The organism is Stenotrophomonas sp. FR024 (assembly GCF_047500745.2).
Classification (GTDB): domain Bacteria; phylum Pseudomonadota; class Gammaproteobacteria; order Xanthomonadales; family Xanthomonadaceae; genus Stenotrophomonas; species Stenotrophomonas maltophilia_A.
This window is the reverse complement of sequence record NZ_JAXAXM020000012.1, coordinates 17,065-33,413: the sequence shown is the minus strand read 5'-3', so window position 1 is coordinate 33,413 and position 16,349 is coordinate 17,065. Positions and strand designations below refer to the sequence as shown.

The window sequence follows — 16,349 nt, the reverse complement described above, 5'->3', positions numbered from 1 at the left end:
CCCAGGCGCAGACCGGCCCGTCCTTCGGCCTGCGGGACGTTGCCTGGCAACCCCTGCGCGGCATGAACGCTGCACCCTTCGGCGGCACTTTCCCTGGACCGATTGCCTTGGCAACGGAATTACGCCTGTCGATGAAAACGTTTACAAAGCCGCTTGCACTGTCCCTGGCCCTGTCAGTCGCACTGGTCGCCCCGGCCTGGGCCGACCCCGCCGCGTTCACTGTGCTGACCCTGGAACAGGCCCCGACCGCCGAGGCCATGCCGGCCCTGGCCGCCCAGCTGAAGACCCTGCAGGTGGACGCGGTGAGCGTGCGCCAGGTGCAGCGCGGCATCGGCCAGGTCGATCCGTTGCAGGTGCTGGCCGACGGCCTGGGCTACGAGTACCGCTTCATTGCGGCGGGCAAGGACGATGGCCAGACCCAGCGCGGTCAGGCCGTGCTGACCCGGCTGCCGATTGCCGCTGAGTCCGGCCCGGACCAGCCGGGATTGAACTACCTGCGCCTGGACGATGGTCGCCACACCGTGGCGGTGTACACCGATGCTGGTGCAGGTGCCGCGCAGCTGCCGGCGCTGGTCACGCGCTCGCGGCTCGGCGCACCGGCGGTGCTGCTTGGCGCAGTGGCCGGTGAATCGGCCAAGGCCGCAGGCTTCGACCCGGCACGTGTGGCGCTGGAAGCCGATGCCAGCTATTTCAGCGACGGCTTCCAGGCCGCCAGCAGTGCACCGTTCAAGGTGGAAGGCAGCGCCCTGCGTGCCACGCTGCTGACCCTGGCCTATGCCGCCGACAAGCACGGCGAAACGCCGTGGATGGACACCACCCTCAATGCCGATGCGCGCGCTGCGCTGCTGCTGAAGGCGATGACCGAGGATGAGAAGTTCCAGATGCTGCACAGCTACTTCGGGCTGGGCAAGGACGGTGGCCCGCTGCCGGAAGGTGCGGTCGGCTCGGCCGGTTTCGTGCCGGGCGTGGCGCGACTGGGCATTCCGTCGCAGCAGTCGGCCGATGCCGGCGTCGGCGTGACCAATCCGGGTGGCATCCGCCCGGGTGACTTCGCCACGGCAATGCCGTCGGGCCCGTCCACCGCCTCCAGCTGGAACCGCGAAGTCGCCTTCGCTGGTGGTGCAACGATGGGCCGCGAGGCGTGGCAACAGCGCTTCAACATCCTGCTGTCGGGCAGCGTCAACCTGCAGCGCGACCCTCGCAACGGTCGCAACTTCGAATATGCCGGTGAAGACCCGCTGCTGGCCGGTTCGATGGTCGGCGCGCTGATCCAGGGCGTGCAGAGCCAGCACGTGATCTCCTCGATGAAGCATTTCGCGCTGAACGACATGGAGACCCGCCGCAACTTCCACGACGTGCGCATCGGCGAACAAGCCATGCACGAGTCGGACCTGCTGGCCTTCGAGATCGCGCTGGACGCCGGCCGCCCGGGCGTGGCGATGTGCTCGTACAACAAGATCAACGGTACCTACGGCTGCGAGAACGGCTACCTGATGAATCAGGTGCTGAAGCAGGAATGGAAGTTCCCCGGTTTCGTGATGTCCGACTGGGGCGGCGTGCACAGCGGTTCCAAGGCAGCGCTGGCCGGCCTGGACCAGCAGTCTGCCGGTGAAGTATTCGATGCAGCGGTGTTTTTTGATGAGCCGCTGCGCCTGGCCGTGCATGGTGGCGTGGTGCCGCAGGAACGCCTGAACGACATGGTGGCGCGCATCCTGCGCACGATGTTCCTGCACGGCAACTTCGACAACCCGCCGCAGCACCAGAAGGTCGATGCCGAGGCTGGCTTCGCCGTCGCCCAGCGCACGGTGGAAGAAGGCAGCGTGCTGCTGCGCAATGAAGGCAACCTGCTGCCGCTGGCCGACAGCGTGAAGCGCATCGTCATCATCGGTGGCCACGCCGACAAGGGCGTGATCGGTGGTGGTGGTTCGTCGATGGTAGGCGTGACCGCCAAGGGCACCAACGCGGTGCCGGGCGTGCTGCCGACCACCTGGCCGGGCCCGGTGATCTTCCACCCGTCCTCGCCGCTGGAGTCGCTGCGTGCGGCGCGTCCGGATGCAACTTTCGAGTATGTGGATGGCACCAATGCCGCCGCTGCGGCCAAGGCCGCCGCACAGGCTGACGTGGCCATCGTGTTCGCCACCCAGTGGGCGGCCGAATCGGTGGACCTGCCGGACATGCAGCTGCCGGACAATCAGGACGCGCTGATTTCCGCGGTGGCCAAGGCCAACCCGAAGACCGTGCTGGTGCTGGAAACCAACGGCCCGGTGCGCACGCCGTGGCTGGCGCAGGTGCCGGCGATGCTGCAGGCCTGGTACCCGGGTATCCGCGGTGGCGAAGGCATTGCCGCACTGCTGACCGGCCAGGTCAATCCGTCCGGCCGCCTGCCCGTGACCTGGGTGGTGGACGAATCGCAGTTGCCGCGCCCGCACATCGACGGCCTCGGCTTCAAGCCGGCCAAGCCGTTCGGTGATGTGTTCGATTTCGATATCGAAGGCGCCAACGTCGGCTACAAGTGGATGGCGGCCAAGGGCCTGACCCCGACCTTCGCCTTCGGCCATGGCCTGTCCTACACCTCGTTCGCCTATGAAAACCTGAAGGTGAGCGTGGAAGGCTCGCGCCTGGTCGCCAGTGTCGACATCCGCAACACCGGCAAGCGCGCCGGCGCCGACGTCGCCCAGCTGTACCTGAAGCTGCCGGCTGGCAGCACCACGCCGATCCGCCTGATCGGCTACGACAAGGTGACCCTGCAGCCGGGCGAACAGCGCCGCATCCGCATCGAAGCCGAGCCGAAGACCCTGGCTCACTACGATGCGCAGGCCCGCCAGTGGAAGATCGATGGCGGCACCTACCAGGTGCAGCTGTCGCGCAACGCCGCCGAACCGCTGCAGACGGTGGATGTGCAGCTGGTGGAGCAGGTGCTGCGCTGATGCCTGAAGGCATGGCCCCGCAAGGGGCCATGCAAAAAAGGGGACGGAGGGGATTAAGTCGTTTATGCATAAACGACTTAATCCCCTCCGTCCCCTTTTTTCAGGTGACAAACCACCCGCGCAGGAAATCGATCAGCTGCCGCACCTTCGGTGAGGGCTGCGTGCTGTGCGGGTAGACCGCGTATACGCTCTGCTGCGGGAAACGGTGCTGGCGCAGCACCGGGCGCAGGCGGTCCTGGGCCAGGTCGTCCTCGATCAGCCAACGTGGCAGCACGGTGACCCCGGCGCCGGCCACGGCGAAGCCGCGCAGGCTGCTGGCACCATCCACGCGCACCACTGCATTGCCCGGGTTGGTGGCAAACAAGGCGTCGCTGCCGTCGGGCGCGACCACCGGCACGTCGGCCAGGCGCGGGTAGCCGAGGCGGGGCAGGGTGCCCAGCTGGGCCGGGTCATTGGCCGCATCGGCAGAGGGCAGGCGTGCCAGCAGGGACGGAGCCGCCACCGCGCACAGTGGATGGCGTTCCAGCTCGCTGGCATGCAGCCCTGAATCCGGCAGGCGGCCGAGGCGGATCGCCAGGTCGAAGCGCTCGGGAATCAGGTCGGCCGGTGCCGGTGAGGTCGACAGGTGCAGCTGCAGCGCCGGGTGCCGCGCACGGAACGCCTCCAACGCAGGAATCAAGCGTAGCTGGGCGTACTCCGGCGTGGTGGTCAGGCGCAGCACGCCCTGAAGCTGGTGCTGGTCGCGGCGGGCGGCATCGATCGCTGCCTGTGCGGCGTCCAACGCCTGCACGCAGTGCTGCAGGAACTGTTCGCCGGCCTCGGTCAGGGCCAGGTGGCGGGTACTGCGCGACAGCAGGGTCACGCCGAGCTCCTGCTCCAGCCGCTTCAGGTTGAAGCTGACCACCGCGCGGCTGAGGCCGAGCCGATCGGCTGCTGCGGTCAGGCTGCCGGCCTCGACCACGGCGCGGAAGATATCGAAGCGATCGAGGCTGACCATGGCAATTCATTGTCAAAGTAGATTTGACAGTGTTGCAGTTGCTGTCGTGTTTTTCCAACAAGGCCCGCACGGCATGCTGGCCGCTTCCCTGCTGGAGCGCCGCCGATGCCGTCCCCCCGCCTGCGCCATGAGGCGATCTTCCTGCTGGTGTTCGCCCTGGATCTGGTCAACATGTTCATCGCCACGGTGGCCTATCCGGCATTGGCAGCGGAGATGCACGCCGATATCAGCACCCTGGCCTGGGTGGGCACCGCCTACATGCTGGGCCTGAGCGTGGTGATTCCGCTGGCGCCCTGGCTGGCCGCGCGCTGTGGTGAGCGTCGCCTGCTGCTGGTGGCGTTGCTGTTGTTCGCGGCTGCCGCTGCGCTGGCCGGCGCAGCACCGGGTATCGCCTGGCTGTTGGGCTGGCGCCTGCTGCAGGGCCTGGCCGGTGGCCTGCTGATTCCGGTGGCACAGGCGGCAGCGTACCGACAGTGCACGCCGGACCAGCGTGGCGCGCTGACCCGCCGCATCCTGCTGGTGGCGCTGCTGGTGCCGGCACTGGCGCCTGCGCTCGGCGGGCTGCTGGTGCAGTGGTTGTCCTGGCGCGGCGTGCTCTGGGCCAGCCTGCCGCTGGCCGTGGTGGCGATTGGACTGGTGCTGGCGTGGATGCCGGCCGACGGCGCGCGTAGTGCGCCACGCCTGCAGGCCTATGCGCTGTCCACCGCGATGCTGGCGCTGGGCGCGCTGCTGCTGGCTTTGACCTGGCTGGGCGAACCCGGCCATCGGACCGCCGGTGCCGTACTGCTGTTGATTGCACTGCTGCTGGCGGCGGCCCACCTGCGGCATGCACGGCAGCAGGCGCAGCCCCTGCTGCGCTGGTCGCTGCTGTCCCATCGCGGGCTGCGCCTGGCGATGCTGATCTACCTGGCCGTACCCGGTGTGTTCATCGGCAGCCAGCTGGTCAGTACCCTGCAGTTGCACCAGGCCGGCTATAGTGCCGCGCGCATCGGCGCGCTGATGCTGCCGTGGGCGCTGGCCTCGGCCATTGCGATCACGGCCAGCAAGCGCCTGCTGGCTCGCTTCGGACCAGCCTCGGTGCTGCGTGCGGGCATGCTCCTGCAGGCCTGCGGCCTGTTGTTGATGGCGCTGCTGCCACACCCGGTCTTTGTCATTGCCGCATTGCTGTTTGCCTTGATGGGCGCCGGCGGCAGCCTGTGCAGCAGCACGGCGCAGACGCTGGCCTTCCATGGGGTCGAGGGCAAAGCATTGGGCGATGCCAGTGCGCTCTGGAACCTCAATCGCCAGCTCAGCTTCTGCCTGGGCACCGCGGCCATCGCGCTGCTGCTGGCCTTGGCCATGCAGTGGCTGCCGGCCCGCGCCACCGGCGTGGCGCTGGGTCTGGCCGCCGTACTGACACTGTTGCCGATGGCGCTGCTGCGCCGGCCGCAGTTGCTCACCCTTTCACAACCGGAGAACACCTGATGGATACCACCGCAGAACACGAAGTCCACCGCCTGCACGACAAGCTGCAGGCCTGGTTCCGCGCCGACGCCGGCACCGACGCGCTGGAGGACCTGATGGCGCATTTCTGCGCGGACTTCAGCATGGTCGGCATCGCGGGTCGCAGGCTGGACCGGAAGGCCGTGCAGGCACTGTTCGCGGGTGGTCATGGCGCGCGTCCAGGGCTGCAGATTTCCATCGACGCACTGCAGGCGGTGGAAGCACCTTCACCGCTGGCGGTGCTGCGCTATCGCGAAGGGCATGCGATCGATGGCGGCGAGCCCGTATGGCGGGAATCGCTGGCGGTGCTGCGGCAGGAAGAGGGGCGTTGGCGCTGGCTGGCGCTGCATGAGGTAACGGCAGCCTGATCGGTAGTGCCGGCCGCTGGCCGGCAACCGCGTACCGTGCCCGAGGTGGATGAAGTTGCCGGCCAGCGGCCGGCACTACCGGTTGCCGACGAGCGCAGCAGCTGGTCGCACATGTGCCATCAGTCCTGCCTGCATCCACCGCAGAATGCAAAGCACGCACACACTTCACGGCACGAGGCAGGAGTAGGCTTGAGGCTTTCCTGCCGGGAGGGGTTGTCCATGCGTGTGCGTGCCGTCGCTGTAGCCATTGCCCTTTGCCTGTCCAGCACCGTGCTGGCCGCCGAAACCCCGCCGATGACCCCGGATATCAGCGGCAAGCCTTTCGTTGCCCCTGATGTCGGTCGTGACTACGACAAGCGCGTGGTGATGGTGCCGATGCGCGATGGCACCAAGCTGTATACGGTGATCGTGGTGCCCAAGGGTGCGCGCAATGCCCCGATCCTGCTCACCCGCACGCCTTACGATGCTGCCGGTCGCGCCAGCCGCAGTGATTCGCCGCGCATGCGCGACCTGCTGCCGCAGGGCGACGAGGTATTTGTCGATGGCGGTTACATCCGCGTATTCCAGGACATCCGCGGCAAGTACGGCTCCGAGGGCGATTACGTGATGACCCGGCCGCTGCGCGGACCGTTGAACAACACCAAGGTGGACCACTCCACCGACGCCTGGGACACCATCGACTGGCTGGTGAAGAACGTGCCGGAGAGCAACGGCAAGGTCGGTATGCTCGGCTCGTCGTACGAGGGCTTCACCGTGGTGATGGCGCTGACCGACCCGCACCCGGCGCTGAAGGTGGCCGCGCCGCAGAGCCCGATGGTGGATGGCTGGATGGGCGACGACTGGCTCAACTACGGCGCGTTCCGCCAGGTCAATTTCAACTACTTCGCGATGCAGACCGAGAAGCGCGGCAAGGGCACGCCGCTGCCCAGCCTCGGCTACGATGACTACAGCACCTTCCTGCGTATCGGTTCGGCTGGCGACTACGCGCGTTTCACCGGCGTGGATCAGCTGACCTGGTGGAAGAAACTGGTGGAGCACCCGGCCTATGACGGCTTCTGGCAGGGCCAGGCGCTGGACGCGGTGATGGCGAAGACGCCATTGAAGGTGCCGACCATGTGGCTGCAGGGTCTGTGGGATCAGGAGGACATGTGGGGTGCCAACCACGCCTACCAGGCAATGGAAGGGCGCGACAGCGGCAACAATCGCAACTATCTGGTGATGGGGCCGTGGCGGCACAGCCAGGTGAACTACAGTGGCAGCGAGCTGGGCGCGCTGAAGTTCGATGGTGATACCGCGCTGCAGTTCCGCCGTGATGTGCTCAAGCCGTTCTTTGACCAGTACCTGGTGGACGGTGCGCCGAAGGCGGATACGCCGCCGGTGCTGATCTACAACACCGGCGAGAACCACTGGGATCGCCTGAAGGGCTGGCCACGCAGCTGCGACAAGGGTTGTGCTGCCAGCAGCAAGCCGCTGTACCTGCGTGCTGGCGGCAAGCTGGCGTTCCAGGCACCGGCGGCGGGCGAGGGCGACTTCGAGGAATACGTGTCCGACCCGGCCAAGCCGGTGCCGTTCGTGCCGCGCCCGGTCCGTTTCGGTGACCGCGACATGTGGACCACCTGGCTGGTCAAGGATCAGCGTTTCGTTGATGGCCGCCCGGACGTGCTGACCTTCATCACCGAGCCGCTGACCGCGCCGCTGCGCATCGGCGGCGCACCGGTGGTGCACCTGCAGGCGTCGACCAGTGGCACCGACAGCGACTGGGTGGTGAAGCTGATCGACGTGTATCCGGACCAGGAAGCGTCGACGCCGGAGATGGGCGGTTACGAGCTGCCGGTGTCGCTGGCGATCTTCCGTGGTCGCTATCGCGAGAGCTTCAGCGATCCGAAGCCGCTGACCGCCAACGAGGTGCTGCCGTACCGCTTCGACCTGCCCAACGCCAACCACACTTTCCAGAAGGGGCACCGGGTGATGGTGCAGGTGCAGTCCAGTCTGTTCCCGCTGTATGACCGCAACCCGCAGACCTACGTGCCGAACGTCTACCTGGCCAAGCCCGGCGATTACCAGAAGGCCACGCAGCGGGTCTGGCACAGCGCGGCGCAGGCCAGTTACATCGATCTGCCGGTGTATTGAGGTTGATGAGGTGCGCCGGGTGCGCGATACCCGGCGGTGCGCGATGGTGCCGGCCGCTGGCCGGCATCCGTGATGGTGTGAGAGCGTGTCGACCAAGGTCGACACCTACCGAGGCCTTCAGCCCACTTTCGATGGGCCGGTGCGCCAGCGGCTGGGTACCAGGCCGAAACGCTTGCGGAACGCAGCCGCGAAGTTGCTGGGGTGACGGTAGCCACTGGCGGCCGCAGCCTGCTCGACAGTCCAGCCGTCTTCGCGCAGGCCCTGCTCGGCGTGGCGCATGCGTTGTTCGTGCAGGTAGTCGAACACCGAGCAGCCGTACTGCTGGGCGAAATGACGGCGAAGCGAGCTTGGGCTCATGCAGGCCAGCTGGGCCAGTTCGATCAGACTATGGGCGTGGCTGGGATCGTCATGCAGGTAGGCACGCACGCGCTCCAGGCGCTCGCGCTGGCCAGCCCGCAGCGTTCGTACATGGTCGGTCTGCAGATCCTCGGCCTTCAGCCCAACGGCCAGCAGCTGCAGTGCGACGCCTTCGCGCCACAACGCGTCGATGCCGTCCTCCCATGGGCTTTCGAACAGCTGGCCCAGCACCGGCAGCAGGGTATGCGGAATGGCCCAGTGGCGGCATTCCAGGTGGGTGTTGAGCGCGGTCTCCAACTGTGGCAGCTGGAACAGGTCCGGATCGATCTGGCCGGGCACCATCACGCTGACGCCGCGCATGCGCGTTTCGCCAGGATGCGTACCGGTCATCTCAACCTGTTCGCGGTGGTGCGCGGTCATCGCCGTACCAGCACGCAGGGTGAAACCACCACGTCGCGGAATGCGCACATCGACCTGGCCCTGCAGCATCACGCGGATGGCCAGGCCGGGACTCTGCTGGGCGGTGGCGACATAAGGGAAGCGATTATGGACGTCGGAGGCAATCAGGCTCATGCCGCCGCGCAGGAACTGCTCGTTGACCTCGCCATGGCCGGCCCACTGGTCGTCACGCAGGTGTTCCGGGTCGGCGCGGTAATCGAAGCCATGGCGGTGGCCGAAGCGGCGGTAATCAGCAAAAGTGAAATATCGGGACATCGCTCGGCACGTGCTTTGGAGGTGGACGCTGGCATTACCTCGCCCACGCGCTCTGCAATGCAGATGCAGATCCCGTCGTTACCCGTGCAGACATGCTGGGAAGCAGGGGCGTGGGCACGCTGGATGGTGGGGGAACACCAGGTTGAATGGAATGTGTCGAAGAAACTGGAAACGTTTCCCATTGTCGCCTTGATTCGCGCGCTTTTGATTTCAATATGGTCAAAACGATTGACGATTACGGCCAAAGTGAAAATGCCGCCGAACATACGCCAGCGTTTTGCATGCATATCCGTACGCAATTCCATACATCAACTTGAGTTGAGGTTTCATGGCTGGAACGATCACCCGTAGACGCGATGTCGGCCGGGCCATCACGAGCGGGCGCGTAGGGTGGGGCGGTTGGCCATTGCAGGTCACATCGATACCCCCACTGATGGAGAACGCAGATGATTGACTACCAGCTCACCGGCAAGACCGCGATCGTGACCGGCGGCGTGTCCGGTATCGGCCTGGCCGTGGCGCAGACGCTGGCCGCATCCGGTGCCCGTATTTCGGTCTGGGACCTGAAGCAGGATGCAGTCGATGCCACCGTGACGCAGCTGCGCAGTGCCGGTGCACAGGCCATCGGCATTGCGCTGGACGTTACAGACGACGCGGCCGTGGAGGCGGCGGTGCAGCGCACGATCAAGGAACTCGACGGCCTGCATGTGGCAGTCAACAACGCCGGTATCGGCGGGCCGGCCGCAAGCAGCGGTGACTATCCGATCGATGGCTGGCAGCGGGTAATCGACGTCAACCTCACCAGTGTGTTCCTGTGCCAGCGTGCGCAGATCCAGGCGATGCGCACGGCCGGAACCGGTGGCAGCATCATCAACATGGCCTCGATCCTGGGCCAGGTGGGCTATGCCGGTTCCACCGCGTACGTGGCGGCCAAGCACGGCGTGGTCGGGCTGACCCAGACCGCCGCCTGGGAGCATGCGGCCGACGGCATCCGTGTCAACGCGGTCGGCCCGGGCTTCATCAGCACACCACTGCTGGAGAAGATGGACCCCAAGGTGCGCGCCACGCTGGAAGGCCGCCACGCGTTGAAGCGGCTGGGCACCGCCGAGGAAGTGGCGGCGCTGGTTGCCTGGCTGGCCAGCGACGACGCCTCGTTCGCGACCGGCACATACTATGCGATCGATGGTGGTTATCTGGCGCAATGATCGAGTGCGTGAAGGTTACGCATGGCGATGGCCAGTAGATCCAGGCCATGCGTGGATGAGCGCATGCGGTGAAGCATGCGGTGAAGAGGGCGTGCCATCGTCTTCACCGCCATCCCACGGCTGCCGAGCAACGCTCCGGGAAACGCCCGGAGCCTGCCCATGGAACTCACCCAGGATGTCTCGATCCTGCTGCGCGTGGCCGCAGCAATGCTGTTCGGCGGCGTGCTCGGTGTCGAGCGCGAGATGGGCAAGCACGCTGCGGGCCTGCGCACCCACATGCTGATTGCCGGCGCTGCTGCGCTGATTGTTGGACTCGGCGATTCAGTGGCAGAGCATTTCCAGCAGGAGCGTTACCGCGACCTGCTGCAGGTCGACCCGGTGCGCCTGATCGAAGCCGTGGTCGCCTGCGTCGGCTTCGTTGCCGCCGGCACCATTCTGCGTGGGTCACGCGAGGATCAGGTCAGCGGCCTGACCACGGCAAGCTCGCTGATCATGGCGGCGGCCATCGGCATCGCCGTGGGCATCGGCAAGTACGTGATTGCCATCGGGGTGAGCGTGCTGTGCGTGCTGGTGCTGGCGGTGATGCGGCGGTTGGAGAAGCGGATTTCGTAGGGAATCTCGAATTGCCGGCCAGCGGTCGGCACTATCACGGGACCTTAATGGTCGGACCAATATGGCATCTAGCCCTATGGTCTAATAGGCGCTTCGTCGGAGCGGCGGTTAAATCCGCTGCAAGTGGTCTGATCGAATCATTATTGGTAATACCAATAATCGACGACCATGGCGACCCACCGCCTGCGGTGGAGCACATCCCGCCCCAGTCGAGAGCCCCCATGCAGCCCTGGCAACACCTGTACGACCCCGCCGGCAACCTGTGGTTGTCCAGCCTGATCGCGCTGCTGCCGATCGCGTTCTTCTTCGTCGCCCTGGCCGTGCTGCGCATGAAGGGCTGGCTGGCCGGCACGATCACCGTGGCCATCGCGCTCGGCGTCGCCCTGCTGTTCTACCGCATGCCGCTGAGCCAGGCGCTGGGCGCGGCCGGTTTCGGCTTCGTCTACGGCCTGTGGCCGATCGCCTGGATCATCATCGGCGCGGTATTCCTCTACAAAGTCTCGGTCAAGACCGGGCAGTTCGACATCATTCGCGCCTCGATCCTGTCGGTCACCGAGGACCAGCGCCTGCAGATGCTGATGGTCGGCTTCGCCTTCGGTGCCTTCCTGGAGGGTGCAGCCGGTTTTGGTGCACCGGTGGCGATCACCGCGGCACTGCTGGTCGGGTTGGGCTTCAAACCGCTGTATGCCGCCGGCCTGTGCCTGATCGTCAACACCGCGCCGGTCGCCTTTGGTGCGATGGGCATTCCGATCATCGTGGCCGGGCAGGTCACCGGCCTGGATGCATTCGAGATCGGCCAGATGGCTGGGCGCCAGCTGCCGTTCCTTACGATCATCGTGCTGTTCTGGATCATGGCGATCATGGATGGCTGGCGCGGCATCAAGGAAACCTGGCCGGCAGTGCTGGTGGCCGGTGGCTCGTTCGCCATCGCGCAGTACCTGACCTCCAACTTCATCGGCCCGGAGCTGCCGGACATCACCGCGTCGCTGGCCTCGCTGGTCTGCCTGACGCTGTTCCTGCGCCGCTGGAAGCCGGTGCGGATCTTCCGTTTCGATACCGAAACCAGCGCCGAGGCGGCCGCACAGGCGCTGGAGGCGCCGCGCTACAGCGTCGGCCAGATCGCCAAGGCATGGTCGCCGTTCCTGATCCTCACCGCGATGGTCACGCTGTGGAGCATCAAACCGTTCAAGTCGCTGTTCGCGGCGGACGGCCCGCTGGAAAGCTGGGTGCTGAAGCTCCCGGTGCCGGGCCTGGACCAGAGGGTGCAGAAGATGCCGCCGATCGTGGATGCACCGCTCAGCTACGAGGCGATCTACAAGTTCGACTGGTTCTCGGCCACCGGCACCTCGATCATCCTCGCCGCTGTGATCGCCATCATCGCGCTGCGCATGCCGGCCCGTTCGGCGCTGCAGACCTTCGGTGAGACCGTGCGTGAGCTGCGCATGCCGATCTACTCGATCGGCATGGTGCTGGCCTTCGCCTTCATCGCCAATTACTCGGGCCTTTCGGCGACGCTGGCGCTGGCACTGGCGCACACCGGTGATGCGTTCCCGTTCTTCTCGCCGTTCCTGGGCTGGTTGGGCGTGTTCCTGACCGGCTCGGATACTTCGTCCAATGCCTTGTTCTCGGCACTGCAGGCGACCACCGCGCAGCAGATCGGCGTGTCCGACGTGCTGCTGGTGGCGGCCAATACCACTGGTGGCGTTACCGGCAAGATGATCTCGCCGCAGTCGATCGCCATTGCCTGCGCGGCGGTCGGCCTGGCCGGCAAGGAATCGGACCTGTTCCGTTTCACGGTCAAGCACAGCCTGATCTTCACCACGATGGTCGGCCTGATCACCCTGGCCCAGGCTTACTGGCTGACCTGGATGATTCCCTGAGCCATGCACGGTCAGCCGACCACCCGCTGCGCGCTTCGGGCCACAATGACGCCATGAGCACGCAACGTATTTCGGACAAGGTGGCCGCACAGCTGCGCGGCCTGGTGCAGGAACAGCGGCTGCAGCCGGGCGACCGGCTGCCGGCCGAACGCACCCTGGCGGTGCAGCTGGGGGTCTCGCGAACGGCGTTGCGCGAGGCCATCGCGCAGCTGGCCAGCCAGGGCCTGCTGACCGCACGGGTCGGTGGCGGCACCTACGTGGCCGAACCGGCGGCGCGCGCGCGGCAGGCGCTGGATGAACCGCTGGCGCCGTACCTGCCGCTGTTCCAGGGCGACCCGGAATACCGCTTCGACGTGCTGGAGATCCGCCACGCGCTGGAAGGTGCCACCGCCTGGCATGCGGCGCTGCGAGCCACCGACGAGGACCGCACGCGCATCGCGCAGGCCTTCCAGACCATGATGGACGCGCACGGCAAGAACGACCCCACCGGTGAAGCGGAGGCCGACGCGGCCTTCCACCTGTCCATCGCGGAGGCCTCGCACAACCTCGTGCTGCTGCAGGTGATGCGCGGGCTGTTCGAACTGCTGCAGACCAACATCTCGCAGAGCCGCGAAAAGCTCTACACCTCGGCGAGGACCTTCTCGCCGTTGTCTGACCAGCACCGCGAGATGATGGACGCGGTGCTTGCCGGCGACCCCGAACGCGCGCGCGCCGCCGCGCATGCCCACCTCGAGTTCGTGCACACCACGCTGCGCACCCTCGATGACAACGAAGCCCGGCGTGCGCGGGCCTCGCGTCTACCTTCCCCACACGGTTGACCCCATGATCATCTCCGCCTCCACCGATTACCGTGCCGCAGCGCAACGCCGGCTGCCGCCGTTCCTGTTCCACTACATCGATGGCGGCGCGTATGCCGAGCACACGCTGAAGCGCAACGTTTCCGACCTGTCCGACATCGCGCTGCGCCAGCGCATCCTGCGCAACATGTCCGACCTGAGCCTGGAAACCGAGCTGTTCGGCGAAACGCTGGCAATGCCGGTGGCGCTCGCCCCGGTCGGCCTGACCGGCATGTATGCCCGGCGCGGTGAGGTACAGGCGGCGCGCGCGGCCGACAGCCGAGGCATCCCGTTCACCCTGTCCACCGTATCGGTGTGCCCGATCGAGGAAGTGGCACCGGCCATCCAGCGGCCGATGTGGTTCCAGCTGTACGTGCTGCGCGATCGTGGCTTCATGCGCAATGCGCTGGAGCGCGCGCAGGCTGCGGGCGTGACCACCCTGGTGTTCACCGTGGACATGCCGGTGCCGGGTGCGCGCTACCGCGATGCCCACTCCGGCATGAGCGGTCCGAACGCCTCGCTGCGCCGCATCGGCCAGGCCATCACCCACCCGCACTGGGCGTGGGACGTCGGCCTGTTCGGCCGCCCGCATGATCTGGGCAACATCTCCACCTACCGCGGCAACCCGACCGGGCTGGAGGATTACATCGGCTGGCTCGGCAGCAACTTCGATCCTTCCATTTCGTGGAAGGACCTGGAGTGGATCCGCGAGTTCTGGAAGGGCCCAATGGTGATCAAGGGCATCCTCGACCCGGATGACGCACGTGATGCGGTCAAGTTCGGCGCCGATGGCATCGTGGTCTCCAATCACGGTGGCCGCCAGTTGGACGGCGTGCTGTCCACCGCACGCGCACTGCCGGCGATTGCCGATGCGGTACAGGGCGATCTGAAGATCCTCGCCGATTCCGGCATCCGCACTGGCCTGGACGTGGTGCGCATGCTGGCGTTGGGTGCAGATACCGTGCTGCTGGGCCGTGCCTTCGTCTATGCACTTGCAGCGCAGGGTGAGGCGGGCGTGGCCAACCTGCTGGACCTGATCGCGAAGGAAATGCGCGTGGCGATGACACTGACCGGTGCGCGCCGCATCGCCGACATCGGTCGCGATTCGCTGGTCAGCCTGCCATGAGTGGCCACGATGCCGTGCTGGCGCAGTTGCGCGATGCGGTCGGCAACCGCCATGTATTGACCGGCGACAAGGCCACCCGCCGTTTTCGCCGTGGCTACCGTTTCGGCGACGGCCCGGTGCTGGCGGTGGTGCGCCCGGGGACGCTGCTGGAGCTGTGGCGTGTGCTGCAGGCGGCGGTGCAGGGCGGAGCGGCGATCATCCTGCAGGCGGCCAACACCGGCCTGACCGGTGGCTCGACCCCGGATGGCAGCGACTATGGGCGTCCGATCGTGCTGGTCAGCACGCTGCGCCTGACCGGCATCCAGCTGTTGAACGAAGGCCGCCAGGTGCTGTGCCTGCCTGGCGCGACGCTGGACCGCCTGGAGCAGACGCTGGCACCGCTCGGCCGCGAACCGCATTCGGTCATCGGCTCGTCCTGCATCGGTGCGTCGGTACTCGGTGGCATCTGCAACAACTCCGGCGGCGCGCTGGTGCGCCGTGGCCCGGCCTACACCGAACTGGCACTGTACGCGCAGGTCGATGCGCAGGGCCAGCTGCAGCTGGTCAACCATCTGGGCATCGCGCTGGGTGATACGCCCGAGCAGATCCTGCAGCGCCTGCAGGCCGGCGACTATGCTGCTGCCGACGTTGGGGACGGCGATGGCCGCGCCGCCTCCGATCCACGCTACGCCGAGGAAGTGCGCCGGGTCGATGCCGATACGCCGGCACGCTTCAATGCCGACCCCAGCCGCCACTTCGAGGCAGCGGGGTCTGCCGGCAAGCTGGCAGTATTCGCGGTGCGCCTGGATACCTTCGAGAAGGAGGCCGCCGAAGTCTTCTACATCGGCAGCAACCGCACCGACAGCCTCACCGCGATCCGGCGCCAGCTGCTGACCGGCTTCGAACGCTTGCCGATTGCCGGCGAATACATCCACCGCGATGCCTATGACATCGGCGAGCGCTACGGCAAGGACAGTTTTCTGCTGATCGACCGCCTCGGCACCGCCCGCGTGCCGGCCGCCTTCGCACTGAAGAGCCGCGTCGATGGCTGGTTCGAGCGGTTGGGCCTGCGCGGGGTGACCGACCGGGTGATGCAGGTGCTGACCGGCCTGCTGCCCTCGCACCTGCCCAAGCGCATGGGCGAGTTCCGCCAGCGCTATGAGCATCACCTGTTGCTGAAGGTCTCCGCGCAGGACGCCGCGGAAACCGAGGCCTGGCTGCGCGGCTTCTTCGCCGACCATGAGGGCGGCTACTTCCACTGCACGGCCGATGAGGGGCGCAAGGCGTTCCTGCATCGCTTCGCTGTGGCCGGCGCCGCGGTGCGCTACCGCGAGGTACACCGCGACCAGGTGCAGGACATCGTCGCGCTGGACATCGCCCTGCGCCGCGATGATGCCGACTGGTTCGAGCAGTTGCCGGTCGATATCGATGGCCGCCTGCTGCACAAGCTGTATTACGGGCACTTCCTGTGCCACGTGTTCCACCAGGACTACATCGCGCGCAAAGGCGAAGACCCGATGGCGATCGAGCATGCGATGTGGGCGTTGCTGGACCAGCGTGGCGCCGAGTATCCAGCCGAGCACAACGTCGGCCACCTGTACCCGGCCAAGCCTGCGCTGGCCGGGTTCTACAGGCAGTTGGACCCGAGCAATACCTTCAACCCGGGTATCGGCCAGACGTCGAAGGCGAAAGGGTGGGGTGGCTGCGACTGTAGTGGGCATTAGCGGCGCACTCTC

The 16,349-nt window shown here is 66.6% G+C and carries 13 protein-coding genes; 11 read left to right on the top strand and 2 right to left on the bottom strand.

Going from position 1 to position 16,349, the window contains the following annotated elements; genetic code table 11:
- The first annotated feature begins 131 nt into the window (after nt 1–131).
- Nucleotides 132–2,927 (top strand): beta-glucosidase family protein, encoded by a 2,796-nt coding sequence (locus ACMZ91_RS13910; protein WP_414578027.1) that lies wholly within the window; start codon nt 132–134, stop codon nt 2,925–2,927.
- 100 nt (nt 2,928–3,027) lie between these two features.
- On the opposite strand, the gene ACMZ91_RS13905 is transcribed toward ACMZ91_RS13910, so the two are convergent.
- Nucleotides 3,028–3,924 carry a LysR family transcriptional regulator gene (locus ACMZ91_RS13905; protein ID WP_049463100.1) on the bottom strand — a complete coding sequence of 299 codons (897 nt, stop codon included), beginning with the start codon at nt 3,922–3,924 and terminating at the stop codon, nt 3,028–3,030.
- Between the two features lie 105 nt (nt 3,925–4,029).
- On the opposite strand from ACMZ91_RS13905, the gene ACMZ91_RS13900 reads away from it, so the two are divergent.
- From ACMZ91_RS13900 to ACMZ91_RS13890, 3 genes are all read left to right on the top strand, one after another.
- Nucleotides 4,030–5,388 carry an MFS transporter gene (locus tag ACMZ91_RS13900; RefSeq protein ID WP_049463099.1) on the top strand — a complete coding sequence of 453 codons (1,359 nt, stop codon included), beginning with the start codon at nt 4,030–4,032 and terminating at the stop codon, nt 5,386–5,388.
- The gene (locus tag ACMZ91_RS13895) at nt 5,388–5,774 is read left to right on the top strand and encodes a DUF4440 domain-containing protein (protein ID WP_049463098.1); all 387 of its coding nucleotides are present in this window, start codon (nt 5,388–5,390) and stop codon (nt 5,772–5,774) included. The genes ACMZ91_RS13900 and ACMZ91_RS13895 overlap by 1 nt, the downstream gene beginning before the upstream one ends.
- A gap of 219 nt (nt 5,775–5,993) precedes the next feature.
- Nucleotides 5,994–7,904 (top strand): CocE/NonD family hydrolase, encoded by a 1,911-nt coding sequence (locus tag ACMZ91_RS13890; protein ID WP_049463097.1) that lies wholly within the window; start codon nt 5,994–5,996, stop codon nt 7,902–7,904.
- Between the two features lie 117 nt (nt 7,905–8,021).
- On the opposite strand, the gene ACMZ91_RS13885 is transcribed toward ACMZ91_RS13890, so the two are convergent.
- A complete protein-coding gene (locus tag ACMZ91_RS13885; RefSeq protein WP_049463096.1) occupies nt 8,022–8,975 on the bottom strand; it encodes a helix-turn-helix transcriptional regulator in 954 nt (317 codons plus the stop codon).
- Nucleotides 8,976–9,032: 57 nt separating this feature from the next.
- On the opposite strand from ACMZ91_RS13885, the gene ACMZ91_RS13880 reads away from it, so the two are divergent.
- The 7 genes from ACMZ91_RS13880 (at nt 9,033) to dld (ending at nt 16,337) form a co-directional block, all read left to right on the top strand.
- Nucleotides 9,033–9,326, top strand: coding sequence for a hypothetical protein (locus ACMZ91_RS13880; protein WP_125894599.1), 294 nt, complete (start codon nt 9,033–9,035; stop codon nt 9,324–9,326).
- A 95-nt stretch (nt 9,327–9,421) separates the two neighbouring features.
- A complete protein-coding gene (locus ACMZ91_RS13875; RefSeq protein WP_049398446.1) occupies nt 9,422–10,180 on the top strand; it encodes an SDR family NAD(P)-dependent oxidoreductase in 759 nt (252 codons plus the stop codon).
- Between the two features lie 159 nt (nt 10,181–10,339).
- Nucleotides 10,340–10,792 (top strand): MgtC/SapB family protein, encoded by a 453-nt coding sequence (locus tag ACMZ91_RS13870; protein ID WP_005410036.1) that lies wholly within the window; start codon nt 10,340–10,342, stop codon nt 10,790–10,792.
- Nucleotides 10,793–11,013: 221 nt separating this feature from the next.
- On the top strand, nt 11,014–12,672 hold the full coding sequence (gene lldP / locus ACMZ91_RS13865; RefSeq protein WP_049463095.1) for an L-lactate permease: 1,659 nt from the start codon (nt 11,014–11,016) through the stop codon (nt 12,670–12,672).
- Between the two features lie 53 nt (nt 12,673–12,725).
- Nucleotides 12,726–13,490, top strand: a complete 765-nt coding sequence (gene lldR, locus ACMZ91_RS13860) for a transcriptional regulator LldR (protein ID WP_005410034.1) — start codon at nt 12,726–12,728, stop codon at nt 13,488–13,490.
- 4 nt (nt 13,491–13,494) lie between these two features.
- On the top strand, nt 13,495–14,634 hold the full coding sequence (gene lldD / locus ACMZ91_RS13855; protein WP_014037557.1) for an FMN-dependent L-lactate dehydrogenase LldD: 1,140 nt from the start codon (nt 13,495–13,497) through the stop codon (nt 14,632–14,634).
- The gene (dld, locus tag ACMZ91_RS13850) at nt 14,631–16,337 is read left to right on the top strand and encodes a D-lactate dehydrogenase (protein WP_049463094.1); all 1,707 of its coding nucleotides are present in this window, start codon (nt 14,631–14,633) and stop codon (nt 16,335–16,337) included. The genes lldD and dld overlap by 4 nt, the downstream gene beginning before the upstream one ends.
- The last annotated feature ends 12 nt before the right edge of the window (nt 16,338–16,349 follow it).